The sequence below is a fragment of the Lachnoclostridium sp. An118 genome (assembly GCF_002160985.1).
GTDB classification, from domain to species: domain Bacteria; phylum Bacillota; class Clostridia; order Lachnospirales; family Lachnospiraceae; genus Claveliimonas; species Claveliimonas stercoravium.
Window position 1 is genome coordinate 1 of sequence record NZ_NFLQ01000033.1, and the last position, 14,788, is coordinate 14,788.

General features: G+C 33.2%; 10 protein-coding genes and 1 pseudogene. All 11 read left to right on the plus strand.

Translation table 11 applies throughout. The features are described from left to right. Positions 1 to 1,276: GBS Bsp-like repeat-containing protein (locus B5E62_RS16210; protein WP_206414343.1), on the plus strand; the 1,276-nt coding region annotated here is incomplete at its 5' end. Positions 1,277 to 1,561: 285 nt separating this feature from the next. Further along, a complete protein-coding gene (locus tag B5E62_RS16215; protein WP_162610340.1) occupies positions 1,562 to 3,079 on the plus strand; it encodes a DUF2142 domain-containing protein in 1,518 nt (505 codons plus the stop codon). A gap of 67 nt (positions 3,080 to 3,146) precedes the next feature. Next, positions 3,147 to 6,161 carry a glycosyltransferase family 2 protein gene (locus B5E62_RS16220; protein ID WP_087175549.1) on the plus strand — a complete coding sequence of 1,005 codons (3,015 nt, stop codon included), beginning with the start codon at positions 3,147 to 3,149 and terminating at the stop codon, positions 6,159 to 6,161. Between the two features lie 20 nt (positions 6,162 to 6,181). Next, positions 6,182 to 6,958: an ABC transporter permease gene (locus B5E62_RS16225; RefSeq protein ID WP_087175550.1), complete on the plus strand. Its 777-nt coding sequence runs from the start codon at positions 6,182 to 6,184 to the stop codon at positions 6,956 to 6,958. Positions 6,959 to 6,966: 8 nt separating this feature from the next. Continuing rightward, the gene (locus tag B5E62_RS16230; RefSeq protein WP_087175551.1) at positions 6,967 to 7,701 is read left to right on the plus strand and encodes an ABC transporter ATP-binding protein; all 735 of its coding nucleotides are present in this window, start codon (positions 6,967 to 6,969) and stop codon (positions 7,699 to 7,701) included. Between the two features lie 11 nt (positions 7,702 to 7,712). Further along, positions 7,713 to 8,315 (plus strand): hypothetical protein, encoded by a 603-nt coding sequence (locus B5E62_RS16235; RefSeq protein WP_143468880.1) that lies wholly within the window; start codon positions 7,713 to 7,715, stop codon positions 8,313 to 8,315. A 79-nt stretch (positions 8,316 to 8,394) separates the two neighbouring features. Further along, positions 8,395 to 10,194 (plus strand): glycosyltransferase family 2 protein, encoded by a 1,800-nt coding sequence (locus B5E62_RS16240; RefSeq protein WP_087175553.1) that lies wholly within the window; start codon positions 8,395 to 8,397, stop codon positions 10,192 to 10,194. Between the two features lie 103 nt (positions 10,195 to 10,297). Then, a complete protein-coding gene (locus B5E62_RS16245; protein WP_087175554.1) occupies positions 10,298 to 11,506 on the plus strand; it encodes a glycosyltransferase in 1,209 nt (402 codons plus the stop codon). A gap of 29 nt (positions 11,507 to 11,535) precedes the next feature. Continuing rightward, positions 11,536 to 12,447, plus strand: a pseudogene (locus tag B5E62_RS16250) (polysaccharide pyruvyl transferase family protein); the annotation flags it as partial. Between the two features lie 80 nt (positions 12,448 to 12,527). After that, on the plus strand, positions 12,528 to 14,246 hold the full coding sequence (locus tag B5E62_RS16255; RefSeq protein WP_087175556.1) for a hypothetical protein: 1,719 nt from the start codon (positions 12,528 to 12,530) through the stop codon (positions 14,244 to 14,246). Positions 14,247 to 14,269: 23 nt separating this feature from the next. Beyond that, on the plus strand, positions 14,270 to 14,716 hold the full coding sequence (locus tag B5E62_RS17800; protein ID WP_143468881.1) for an acyltransferase family protein: 447 nt from the start codon (positions 14,270 to 14,272) through the stop codon (positions 14,714 to 14,716). The last annotated feature ends 72 nt before the right edge of the window (positions 14,717 to 14,788 follow it).

Consider the following 14,788-nt stretch of genomic DNA (forward strand, 5'->3'; position numbering starts at 1 on the left):
CAAAGCGGTAGCTAATATAAAGAACCATGGTTATAGTATAGGGACATATACATCACACATTTATATCACGGGAGAAAACGGAGTAGTTACATGTCTGATAGCAGGAAATTGCGAGGTAACTCCGGCAGACATAGAAATAGCAATGAGTGATATAACAGCCAATGGAAAAGAAAAAGACTATCGGGTTGAAGCCCAGAATATAGGCGTATACGGTGGACTTGGAATGGAAGTGGCTGTATGGGGGAATTCAGAAGGCGGACAGAATGACTTGCGTTGGTACAAAGGATATATGGGAAATGAAGGTCAATGGTACGCTGATATTGATATAAGCAACCATAAGGAGCGTGGATTATATTATGCAGATGTATATGTAATAATGCATAATGGGGCAAGAATGTGCGTAAAATCATTTCAAATGAATATAACCAGCCCGATGGCGGATGTGAGTATTGGTGCGTATGATAAAGCGAGTGGTACATTTGAACTGACGGCTAGCAATATTCAGTGTCCATCAGGAGTAAAGAAGATAGAATTTCCTGTATGGAAAGAAGGGGATCAGGCAGCGACTGTATATTGGTATACGGCCAAAAAGCAGGCAGACGGGACATACAAAGCGGTAGCTAATATAAAGAACCATGGTTATAGTATAGGGACATATACATCACACATTTATATCACGGGAGAAAACGGAGTAGTTACATGTCTGATAGCAGGAAATTGCGAGGTAAATAGTACGCTTAGTGATGGGTTATATACTATTATGGGAAATGCAGGTATATCTGTAAATCAAATGTCTTCTTATTTTAGGTCATTAGATGTGACTTATCCGTCTTTGGCACTAAAAAAAGGAGGGGCTGCATCGATTGAAGAGTTTTGTCAAATTGTATATGAAGAAGCTGTCAGTGAAGGTGTTAAAGCAGAAGTTGTTTTTGCTCAAATAATGCTAGAAACAGGCAATTTGCAGTTTGGAAATGATGTTAAGATTGAACAATTCAACTTTGGTGGACTGGGGGCTACAGGAAATGGAAATCCTGGCTGTTCATTCCCGGATGTGAGAACAGGGATTAGGGCTAATGTGCAGCATTTGAAATGCTATGCTTCTAATGAACCATTAAACAATGAGAAGGTAGATCCAAGATGGGGGGAGTGGCTCAGAAATAAGGCTCCATATGTTCAATGGCTTTCAATTCCGCATAACCCTTATGGAACTGGCTGGGCTGCAGACGAAAAATATGGCGAGAGTATTTTGAATATTATTAACAGATTATATAATTAAGACTCTTTAGGAAATAAAACAAGTGTTTTCAATGCTTTATTATATTTGAGTGATTTTTCTGTAATGTTTATAACTGGAGAAGGAGCCTATTTGATTGCGCGTTAGGGGTTTCTTCTCCTTTTGCAGTATTTTGGCTATGAAATGAAAACACAAATCTTGTACGAACAATAAAAGCATTTTTTTAAGCCTATTTGTGGCTTGGCTTATGTGCTGGCATCGTTCTTAAGTGGACAATAATCATATAATATGATAAAATCTAAAAGACCAAAATAATGGAGTTATATGATGAAAATAAAAAAATATATAATTAATAATCAAAGTACATCATTTAAGTTTTTGCAAATTCTCGTAATGAATATTATTTTTTTGTGCGTCGTTTGTTTCGGGAAATTATATAATGGCAGTAAAGCTGAGCTTGTAATCGTATTTTCGTTTTATGTGGGAATGATGTTCTTACTAATAGTGTATTTATTTGTACATGTGAAGCCTCACATATATGTATTTCTTTTTCTTATGATTATAGGGGGATTATTGGTTTTTGCGCAGCCAATTTTGAATGTGCCTGACGAGGTGGCGCACTTTGCCAGAGCAGAAGTGACTTCCAGAGGCGCGTTTTTTATTCCTCCGAAAGAGGAATTACACGAGACTATACAAAGTGTAGTAGATTTGAGTGACGAAGTTCAGAATATATATACACAATCAAATGTTAGAGGGCAGGAGATCGATTATAGTAAAGCGTATATTAGCCATATTGCTGCTTCCAATTTCTTCCTTATGTATATACCTCAGGCAATAGGCGTGACGTTTGCAAAATTACTTGGATTAAATGTAATATGGCTTCTTTGGCTTGCACGATTTTTTAATTTGCTTACATATGCTTTGATTATTATGTTAGCGATTAAATTAGCACCTCGATTAAAAATGCTGTTATTTATGGTTGCTTCATTACCGATGTCTGTTCAGCAGGCTGCTTCTTGTAGCCCTGATGCATTGATTAATGCAACTGGTATTTTGTTGATAGCATATTTTTTGTTTTTATATAATGGGATAAAACGTAATATTTTCGTCAAAGACATTGTGTTGTTTTGGCTTATATCAGTTATGGCGACTGTATTTAAAGTAACCAATATTTTTATGGCCGGTTTAGTTTTATTGTTGCCCTATAAAAATTTTGGAAGTAAGCGAAAGTCCTATATATATAAAATTGCAATTATTTTTTCGGTTATTACTATGGGTGGGCTATACTACCTATACACAGCATCATTTGTTGGGAATTTAGAACAAAACATCTATCTTGAGTCAGTTGGTGTCGATCCGGTGGAGCAAATTCACTATATAGTGAACAATTTTGAGATTTGGCTTAAAAATTTTGGATCTGCCCTTATTTACCAAATGGCATATTATATAGACAATCTGAATTGTTTCGGGTGGCTAGAATATTCATATCCGATACTAACTCCACTCATGACGTTTTTGTTTGCAAAAATTTGTTTTCAAGAAGAAGGTTACAAATTTACAATTTTGAATAAAGTTTTGCTTTTCCTTATGTGTATAGGCATATATGCTTCAACATGTTTTGCATTGTTTTTAAATTGGACACCTGTAGGTGCCTCTGATATGCAGGGCGTGCAGGGAAGATATTTTATTCCTCTTATTGGATTATTGGGGTTATTATTTACAGGAGAGAAGGCGATGACAAAAGCACATAAGAGTGAAACAGATAAAATGCATATGGTTGATGTAATACTAATTTTGGGGATGGCATGTGCAATGTCGATAATTATGACGCTTACTTATTATTAATTTTACATGTGTTTATTAAAAAGTAGAAAGGAGATATGATGTTTTATTTGACATCATACGAGAAGTCATGAGTAAAAATGAAAATAGTAGTAAGAAAGAATTGACACAAACAGAAAAGGGAAAATTGTTTGCAAAACATTGTTTTGAACATCCTAAAGATGTGTTGCGACTAGGAAAGGCAACAATTCTTTATGGAACAAAAGGATTAAAAGCCCGGGCTGGGGAGTTGGCTCGTAAGGAGTGGGAAAGACAAAAAAAAGAAGACGAGGACAATGAAGTCGAGCTATTGTATGATACAAAGTTTTCCATTATTTTATCAGTTACAGATAACTGCGAATTGTTAAAGAGAACAATTAAGTCAATTAAGAATCAGATATATACAGAGTGGGAAGTCAGAATTATTTTTCAACAAGAAAGCAATGAGGAAATTATAAACTGTTTAAAATCCGTATCTGACTGCAGAATTAAAACAGAAATTTGCGACCTCTCTGAAAATAGTGAAATAGAAAAAAAGAACAAGGCTGCAAAATATGCTACTGGAGAGTATCTGCTATTTATGAATGCAGGAGATGTTCTAAACCCTAGGGCATTAAGAGAATTTGCAAAATGTATAATTAAAACTAAAGCTGCATTGATTTACAGTGATGAGATTATTGCTAATGATTCTGAAAAGGAATCTGATTTAATATTTAAACCGGACTGGTCTCCTGAATTGCTTGCTTCAACTATGTATTTGGGGCGCTCTTTTGTTGTACAAGCAGAACTTTTTAACAAGATTAGTGGATTTAATTCAAAGTATTCAGCTGCATATGATTATGATTTATGTCTTCGTGTGAGTGAAGTGACCAGTAATATAGGCCATATTGCTAAAAGATTGTATCGTTCATATATACTTTGTGGAGAAAAGAATGACAAATTGGATTTGCGTAATGCTCAAAGCAAGCAGTTACTTCAGTCTCACTTCGATAGAATAAAAGGAATCGGAACAGTAGAAGTTCATGAAACTGGATACAAAGGTGTCTTTGATATAAGGTATAAGTTGGAGCGGAAACCAATGGCCTCCATAATTATACCTACAAAGGATCATGTAGCTGATTTACAGATTGCCATAAACAGTATTTTTGAAAAAACATTATATGATAATTTTGAAATTATAATACTAAATAATAATTCGGAAAAACAAGAGACAAAGGAGTTCCTTGAGAGAATAGAGAAGACTTATAACAATATCAAAATTGTGGATGCTGATTTTGACTTTAATTGGTCTAGACTTAATAACTTTGGCATGCAGTATTCCAGCGGTGATGTATATGTGTTTTTGAATAATGATGTGAAAATAATTGAAAATACATGGCTGGACAGATTGGTTGAGCAGGTAACACAGCCTGAAATAGGAATTGCGGGAGGAATGCTTTTATATGAAGATGGAACAATCCAACATGCAGGAGTGGTAATTGGCATGGGAGGTTGGGCTGATCATATATATAAAGGAGCAGCCCCAGATGATATAAAAGGCCCCTTTATATCTCCTCTAATTACTCGAAATGTTATGGGGTGTACCGGTGCTTGTATGGCTGTTTCTAAGGATACTATACAGAAAATAGGCGGATTTGACGAGAGGTTTATCGTGTGCGGAAGCGACGTTGAAATTTGTATCAGGGCTATTGAAAATGACCTCAGGAATGTCTATCTTCCTAAAGTGATGTTATACCATTATGAGTCAAAAAGCAGAGATGTAAATAAGGTACCACAAATTGATTTTGAGCTATCAGATATAATGTATTCTGGATATCGTAAAGGAGGAGACCCTTATTACAATAAAAATCTGAGTTTGGATTCTTGTATACCAGAGGTTAAGTCTGTAGAGAACTCTATAAATGGCAAAAAAAAGATTAAGCCAGTTTGTATAGAGGTTATAAGAGAATTGCATTTTAAAAAGATAGAAAGAAAAGACTATCGTCTTAATCTGGTTTTGCCTGCATTAAATAAAGAATATGTTTTTGGTGGAATAGCCACTGCAATGAGTTGCTTTGAAGCAATGGGCAAACAACTTGGATGTTCTACTAGAATTATACTTGTAGATGCAGATATGGATGATGAGGCAAAGAAAAAGTATGGAAAAAAATACGCTATTGTAGAATCTGACGATAATAGCAATGCAAAACATCAGATAGTATCTATGGCTAATAGAAAAAATAAGACACTGCTCGTTTCAGAGAACGACCAGTTTATGTTTACTGCGTGGTGGACTGCTTATATTGTACAAACAGAATATAGAAAATGGAAAGAAAGCAATAAACTTAATTTACCATCATTTTTATATTTAATACAAGATTATGAACCTGGATTCTATGCATGGTCTCCAAGGTATGTTTTGGCAGAGGCTACGTATAGATATGAATTTCCTCAAGTTGCTATATTTAATTCCAGCGAATTGAAAGAATATATTTTAAAAAAGGGATATTCGTTCGAAAGAGTATATTGTTTTGATCCATTACTTAATTCGGTATTGAAAAACGAAGTGCAATCTTTAACAGATACTATTTATAAACGTAAACAAATATTAGTATATGGAAGGCCAAGTGTGGATCGGAATGCTTTTGAAATTATTGTTGAGGCGCTAAGGAAATGGGTTGCAATTCAGCCAGGAGCAGAAAGTTGGACAATTTTGTCTGCCGGGGAGCAACACGACCCTGTAAATTTAGGCGAAGGACTATATTTGGAATCTGTGGGAAAGCTTACTCTGGAAGAATACGCTAAAGTCTTGCGGGAAAGTTTTGCAGGGATATCTTTAATGGTTTCACCTCATCCGAGCTATCCACCATTAGAAATGTCTGTTTTTGATGTTAAGACAATCACTAACAGTTATAGTAATAAAAATATGTCATATTTTAGTGAAAATATAACATCGGTTGATAATATGGATCCAGTTCAAATTGCGGTTGTATTAAAGGGAATATGTAATCAATTTCATACAATTGTGATGCACAAACCGGTAAATCATAACTATGTATATCTTTCAAATCCGTTTGCTTTTATAGAAGAATTTAAAAGTGATTACGAAGATATAATAGTAAAGTAAATGAGATTAGGAGGGAAACTGTGCCAACATATATTCAGAATTTTTTGAAATTCCGTCCATTGCTTAATGAATTAGTAGCAAGAGATGTTAAAATCAAATATAGGCGTTCTGTTTTGGGAGTGTTATGGACATTACTTAATCCGCTTTTGATGATGGTAGTGTTATCTGTTGTATTCTCAAATTTGTTTAAATTTGATATAGAATATTTCCCTATTTATTTGTTAAGCGGACAAGTTATATTTAATTTTTATAATGATGCTACAACAACATCTATGTCAGCTATTCTGGGAAGTGCAAATTTGATTAAAAAAGTATATATTCCGAAATATTTATTTGTGATGTCAAGGATATGTTCTTGCGTAATCAATTTAATGGCGTCATTTACGGCATTAGTTCTTGTAATGTTGGCAATGCGAGTTGAGTTACATTATACTATTTTTTTCTCGTTTATTCCAATTTCATTATTAATTGTTTTTTCTTTTGGAATTGGATTGTTTTTAGCGGCTGTAACAGTAAAGTTTCGCGATATCATACATTTATATTCTGTATTTACGACTGCATTAATGTATTTGACTCCAGTGATTTATCCTATGTCGATGCTGCCATCTTGGTTAGCTGTCGTTGTTAGAGCTAATCCTTTGACAAATTATTTGACTATTTTTAGAGATTTAATGATAAATAATAGAATGTTTAGTATATTTGACTTGGGGATTGCTCTGATTGAAGCAATCATTGCATTGACAATAGGGTTATATGTATTCTATCGCAATCAGGATACGTTTATTCTTAATTTGTAGGAGAAAACATGGACAAGTCTGTTATAATTAAAGTAGAACATGTATCGATGAGATTTAATTTGTCATCGGAAAAATTCGATAGTTTAAAAGAATACATTATAAAGAGCATTAAAGGCCAGGTATCTATAGAAGAATTCTGGGCATTAAAGGATGTCTCTTTTGAAGTGAAAAAAGGTGACTCGGTAGGACTCATTGGACTTAATGGAAGTGGAAAAAGTACAATGCTTAAAACGATTGCAGGCGTTTTAAAACCAACTAAAGGATGTGTAAAGGTATATGGTTCAATTGCTCCATTAATTGAATTAGGTGCAGGGTTTGATATGGATTTGACGGCGCGGGAGAACGTTTTTTTGAATGGTGCACTATTGGGATACACTCGTAAGGAAATGGAAGGATATTATAATGATATTGTAAATTTTTCTGAGCTAAACAGTTTTATGGATGTGCCTGTGAAAAATTTTTCTTCCGGTATGGTTTCTAGATTAGCCTTTGCAATTGCTACAATTGGAATTCCAGATATACTTATTGTCGATGAAGTTTTATCTGTAGGAGATTTTCAGTTTCAAGCAAAATGTGAACGACGTATACAGAATATGATTGATAAAGGAACTACTATTTTATTTGTCTCACATAGTATTGACCAAGTTGAAAAAATATGTAATAAGATAATTTGGCTCGAACATGGACAAATGAAATGCTTTGGCGAAGCAAAAGAAATATGTGAGCGATATAAAAGATCATAAGGAGTATGGTTGTGAAAAATAAGATTAAATATATTATTATAAGTTTAATTATAGTGCTTTGCTGTTTTATTTATGCACATGTTTACAAACCACATAATATATATGATTCTTCGACAGATACTTCGGCTTATCTTGCTCTTGATCTTCAAAATGGGGAAGCGATATCACAAACATTCCGTTGTAGCGAAAAAGAACTTACAGGATTTAGTGTGAAAGTCGCTGTGAATAGTATTTCTGATCAAAAAAAGTTGTTTTACCGCCTTATGAATGAAGCTGGAGAAGATTTAATAGAGGGAAGTATCTCTTTTAGTACAATTGAAAGTGGAAGAATAAATGAGATCCATTTTGATAAAGCTATAGAAATTAATTCTAAGGAAGAATATACAATTCAATTTAGAAGTTCTGAACTTCAAGATGAGGAACATGTGCAATTATATTGTGATCCTGTGGGAGTTAGAAGTGGTAAATTAGAAGATGCAGAAACGCCTATGGATGGAACATTGATTCTAAAAACTTTAACATACCGATTTGATATAGAAACATTTGTTGTTACATTGGGCGTTGCGGTTTATTTAGTTGCTTTCTTCCGTATTCTTTATAAGTTGTTTTCGTAGAGTCTTATTTGTAAAACTATATGTCATATATAATATACTGTTGACTAAAAAGTAAAACCTATAGTTTCGGAGAACTAAAATGAATCAAAACATTTTGAATAAATGTCGTAAAGTTGTTAAATATTATCGAGAAAATGGAGGGAAGAAATTTTTGCGTCATTTGTTGGCTAAAATATTTCGATTTGATGAGATGAGCTATAAACGGTGGCGCAAAAAGAATGTGTTGTCCTATGACCAATTGCAAAAGGAAAAAGACACGAAATTCGTTATCAATCCTTTATTCAGCATTGTTGTGCCTTTGTTTTGTACTCCGCCAGAATATCTAAGAGATTTAGTAGAGTCTATTATGGCTCAAACATATAGTCAATGGGAATTGTGTCTTTCAGACGGAAGTGGAGAAGGAAAAAGCAACATTAATTGTATAAAATCATTTTTGAATGATCCTAGAGTTAAAGTGATTTCCTCTAATGAACCGTTAGATATTTCATCAAATACAAATTGTGCATTATCCATTGCGCGGGGAGATTATATTGCCTTTGTTGATCATGATGATTTATTGGAACCAGACGCTTTATATGAATGTGTACGATTAATTAATTTATATCCAGAGGCTGAAATTATTTATACAGATGAGGATAAGGTTTCGGCAGATGGAAAACAGTATTTTCAGCCTCATTTTAAATCAGACTTTAACTTGGACCTTTTAAGAAGCATGAACTATATTTGTCATTTGCTTGTGTTGAGAAGTGATGTTCAAAAAAAAGTTGGTGCATTTCAGAAAGAGTTTAATGGAGCACAAGACTATGATTTTATTTTGAGAAGTATAGAGCAGTGCAGTAATATCTATCATATTCCTAAAGTATTATATCATTGGCGAACGCATGAAAATTCAACTTCGGAAAATCCAAGTAGTAAAATGTATGCATTTGAAGCGGGTAAACATGCAATTGAGTCACATTTAAATAGAGTAGGTCTTAAAGCTACTGTAACAATGGGAGAATATCCAGGACTTTATAGAGTAAAGTATCATATATCAAAGGAGCCATTAGTATCGATAATAATACCTAATAAAGATCATAAAGAGGATCTAAAAAGATGTATAGAGTCTCTTTTGAACAAACCAGGGTATAAAAATATTGAAATATTAGTGGCTGAAAATAATAGTAAATCACAAGAAATTTTTGATTATTATAATGAACTTACAGAGACTTATGAAAATATAAGAGTTTTGTCATGGACGCAAGGAGCAGGATTCAATTATTCGGCATTAAATAATTTCGCGGCTCAACATTCGAAAGGTGAGTACCTTTTATTTCTAAACAACGATACAGAGGTAATTAATGAAGGTTGTATCAGAGAAATGGTAAGTCTTGCAGTACGGAGTGACGTTGGGGCAGTCGGTGCGAGGCTATATTATCCAGATGGTAAAATCCAGCATGCAGGTGTCATTCTTGGACTTGGCGGAGTTGCCGGACATGCTTTTAAAGATTTTGCACATAATGCTAATGGTTATTTCTCAAGGATTATTTGTATTCAGGATTATTCCGCGGTTACCGCAGCATGCATGATGATCTCTAAGGAATTGTTTAAAAAAATCGGTGGATTTGATGAAAAATTAAAGGTAGCATTTAATGATATTGATTTATGTATGAAAATTAGAGAACAAGGATTATTAATAGTATATACACCCTATGCAGAATTATACCATTATGAATCTAAGTCGAGAGGGCAAGAGGATACGAAGGAAAAGATAGACAGATTTAATGAGGAAGTATCTTATTTTTGTAATCGCTGGAATGAAAAATTAGAAGAAGGTGATATATATTATAATCCGAATTTAACACTTGATAAACACGATTTTTCCTTAAAAATAGTGTGATTTTTACGAAATATGACGTATATATTCTTTTAAACAGTATAAAGTATTTTTCGGTTTTATAAGTAACAAGGCAAATTCATTAAGAAAGTATGAGGATGAATCCATGGGAAAGCCATTGGTTAGTGTAATATTACCAAATTATAATGGGGAAAAGTTTTTATATGAGAGTATAAAAAGTGTACTCGAACAAACCTATTCTAATTTGGAATTGATTATCGTTGATGACGCTTCGATAGATAAATCGAAGGAGATCATAGAAAACTTTCAAGATGATAGAATAAGAGTTGTCTATCTTCCTGTAAATGGGCAGATATGTGCAGCACTTAATACTGGAATAGAACTCGCAAATGGGAAATATATTGCGCGTATTGACAGTGATGATATTTGGGAAAAGGATAAATTAACTCAACAGATTAGTGCCTTGGAAAACGATGAAAAAATAGGAGCATGTTTTAGTTATGTAAGTCTTGTGGATGAAAACGGATTAAATATTAGTCAACAATATGAAGATATATATAATTTGTTTCGAACAAGATTTAAGACACAAAAAGAGTGGATTCGACAGCTGATTTTTCGAGGAAATTGTCTTTCGCATCCATCTGCGGTTATAAGAAAAGATGTAATTGAAAAAGTAGGAAAATACAATCTGACATTTGTTCAAGGTCAGGATTATGAACTGTGGATAAGAATTGCACTAAAATATAAATTGCAAGTTATCCAGGCAGAATTGGTAAGATATCGCTGGCTTCCAAATACAAAGAAGAATATTAGTGCAGACACTGATTATAATAATATTAGATTTTATAATGAATATATAATGGCTGTTTTTCGTTTCTTTCAAAATATTTCTGATGAAGATTTTTTGTTGTATTTTAAAGATTTATTTGTTAATAAGAATGCAGAAAGTAAATTGGATTTATTATGTGAAAAAGCCTTTTTGTGTTTAAACTATGATAACACAACCAGATTATATCCAATAGGATTAGAAATTCTGGAACAAGTATTTCGTCAAAATGGTGGGCCGGAGTTGCTAATAAAGAATTATAATTTTACAATTAAAGATTATTATAAAATCAATCAGCAGCACATATTTTATGATTCCATCTTGGAAAAAGAAATTACAAAATATGAACATGAAATTGAAAAATTAGAAAAAAAGATTACCCAGAAAGTTGCAGAGACAGAAGTTAGGATACGTGATGAGTATGAAAATACTAAAAGCTGGAAACTTACTTTGCCTCTTAGAAACGCCAGAAACATGTATCGGACACTGAAAGATACTATCGGTGAAAGAAAAGATTTTATCTCTTAGGTACTGAGGATTACGGAAATCTTGGGGATCATGCTATTGCCATTGCAGAAAAAGATTTTTTGAAGAAATATTTTCCTAGTATAGATATTGTTGAAGTACCTGCGACACAATATACATTTCAAAGAGATAAATTACAACAAGAAATTAAAAAAACAGATATAATTATTGCACATGGAGGAGGGAACTTAGGAAATCAGTATCAAACTGCAGAAGATATTCGTCGTGATATAATAAAAAGATGGCCAGAAAACAGAATAATTATTTTCCCGCAAACTATTTATTTTAATTCTAAGGTTGATAATGCTGAAGAGGAGTTAAGAAAGTCTCAGAATATATATAATACACACAAAAATTTGTCGCTTTTTACAAGGGAAAAACAATCTTATAGATTTGCTAAAGATAATTTTGCTTGTAGAGTTTATTTGGTTCCAGATATTGTTCTTTCTATGAATAGATTTCAAAATTATCATAGAAATGATGAGATTATTTTATGTTTGAGAAATGATATTGAAAAAAATATTGATATAGAAACAGAGAAGATTATATGGGATACAGCGAAGCACTTATCTGATAATGTTAAATATATAGATACACAAAAACCATATAATATATCAATTGATAAGAGGGAACAAGCAGTAATAGATTTTTGGGAGCTGTTTTCCAAGGCAAGACTAGTAGTTACTGATAGAATGCATGGTATGATTTTTGCAGCTATTACAAAGACGCCGTGTGTAGTTTTAAATAACTATAATCATAAAATAAGAGGAACTTACGATTGGATTAAGGATTTACCTTTTATAGCCTTAGTAGATAATAGGGAGGGTTTAGAAACCATAATAAAGGAACTATACTCCTACAACATAAATGAGGATAAGTCGGATTTGAGATATTTAAATGAGTATTATAGAGTACTTGTACAGGTGATTAAAGGGAACTATTAATTTGAACCTAAATATCAGTTGGTATTCTGTTTGGACGTATAGAGCAGTGGTTTGTTATTTGGAATAGGATGTGATATAAAGTGAAGAATAGAATTATTCTGGTTGATATTCTGGTAATAGAGAATTGTGTTAAATACGACTACAAAGTAGAAGGGGAATGGAGCAGATTTTTTACAAATAATGAATTTTATATTCAATATTCTTCAAGGATCAAAAACTATGCTATGGAAACATTATGCATACCATTTGTGTGCAATATATTACCAATTGCATGGCTCTATGATGCGGAAATAGTTTTAGATAGCATTGATGAGTCGTTTTATAACTGCATCTCTGACTTAAAAAATGGATATATGAACATGTACCCTATGTTAGAATTCTCAGATCAGGTAATCAAAACTAGAAAGATTATTTCTAGAACTTCCGTTTTAAAAAAAGATAGAGCAGGCTGTCTGTTCAGTGGTGGAGTTGATGCTTTTTCGACTATGATTTCACATTATGAGGAAAGACCTATTCTATTTACCCTGTGGGGGGCAGATGTTGATGTCGAAAATAAAGAAGGATGGAATGTTGTGAGTGAGCATATCAACCAGGTTTCCAAAGCCTTTGGTTTGGAGTATGCACCTATTAAAAGTTCATTTCGAAAAGTAATCAACGAGATGGCTTTGAATGAAGAAATCGCTAAAAAGGTGCATGATGACTGGTGGCATGGATTTCAGCATGGAATCAGCATTTTGAGTCATATTGCACCACTGGTGATAGAATACAATTTGGACAAGGTTTATATTGCATCATCTTTTACAAGTGAAGATGTAGGTGTAACATGTGCTTCTGATCCAACGATTGATAATTTCCTTATTTTTTCTGGTTGTAGAGTTATACATGATGGATATGAGAATGATCGGCAGAGGAAAATTCATAATATCTGTCAGTTTAGAAGGGAAACAAAGATTCCTATTGAAGTACGTGTCTGTTATGAAAGTGTTAATGGAGATAACTGTTGTCATTGTGAAAAGTGTACGCGTACAATGCTTGGAATTATAGCAGAGGGTGAGGATCCAAGAGATTTTGGCTTTTGTTGTTCGGATGAGCAGATAACTAAAATGATGCAAGCATTTAAAGAGATTGCATATGGATTGGTATATCCTAATAGGATATGGCGTGAGAAGACATACAGCCAGATACAAAACGCTTTTAAAAGTAATTATAAGAAAGATTCTATGCCGGATGCATTAAAATGGTTTTGGGATTATGACTGTAAGAAATTAAATATAACGGAAAATAGAGATTCATATGCACAAATATATTTTGACTTTGGTAATGGGTTTTCAGAGGAAAATAGTACAAAGATGTATTGCTGGAAAGATAAGATAAATATTTTGAAGGTAAAATTGCCTCCTGAAACAATAAATATTCGTTTTGATCCGACAAATTTTGACTGTGAATGTACTATTATGGAAGTGAAATATAATGGTCTGAAGAGTGAAAAAACATTAGTGCCGGTTAATAATTTGAATCAAGGGAATACGGACGTTTTCCTTACAAATGATCCGCAATACTTAGTACCGATCTCAAGAAATATAGAAGTTAGAGAACTGGAAATCCAATACTATTGTAGAGCATTAGATAAGGATGAGATCATAGAAAAATGTAATGAATTATTAATGCAAGAGCAAGAAATTAATAACGAATTAAAGAGCAAGGTGTTGTTATTGGAACAAGAACTAAAAATATTGCAAGAAAGAAAATCATTGTTTCGTCGGATGAAAAGGAAGTTAAGAGTTTTTGATAAAAACTAAACAATAGGACGGAATTGTAAACGATGGAGAAAAAGACTAGAATAGAATGCTTTGATTTTGTTCGCGCAATATGTGCTGTTGGTATTATCGTATTTCACTATTACTGTCATGCCAACAGTCATCTTAAATTATGGTATGACTTCGCAAATGGTCTGTTTGGATCAGGAATAGTAACTACATTTTTTGTCCTGTCAGGTGCAGTGCTATATTATAATTATCAAAGTATATCAAATCTTAAAGAATTTTTTTATAAACGGTGGAAGTCGGTTTTCCCGGCTTTCTATTTTGCCTTTTTCTATTTTTATATTCAAAATGTGCTGGAATGTGGGCAAGTTTTTTACTCAGAGAATTTTTGGCAGTCATTAGTGGGGATGGATGGATATTTGGCGTATCGAGAAGTAAATTGCAATCAGCGGGCTCAAAGTAAGCGCTCAATAACCACCCGGCTAGTACGACTCCAACTTTTATGAGATACTGCAGATACTTGGAGTAATTCACTTCATATCTGGTTCTCAGATTTACAAAAGCATGACTTTAAATCT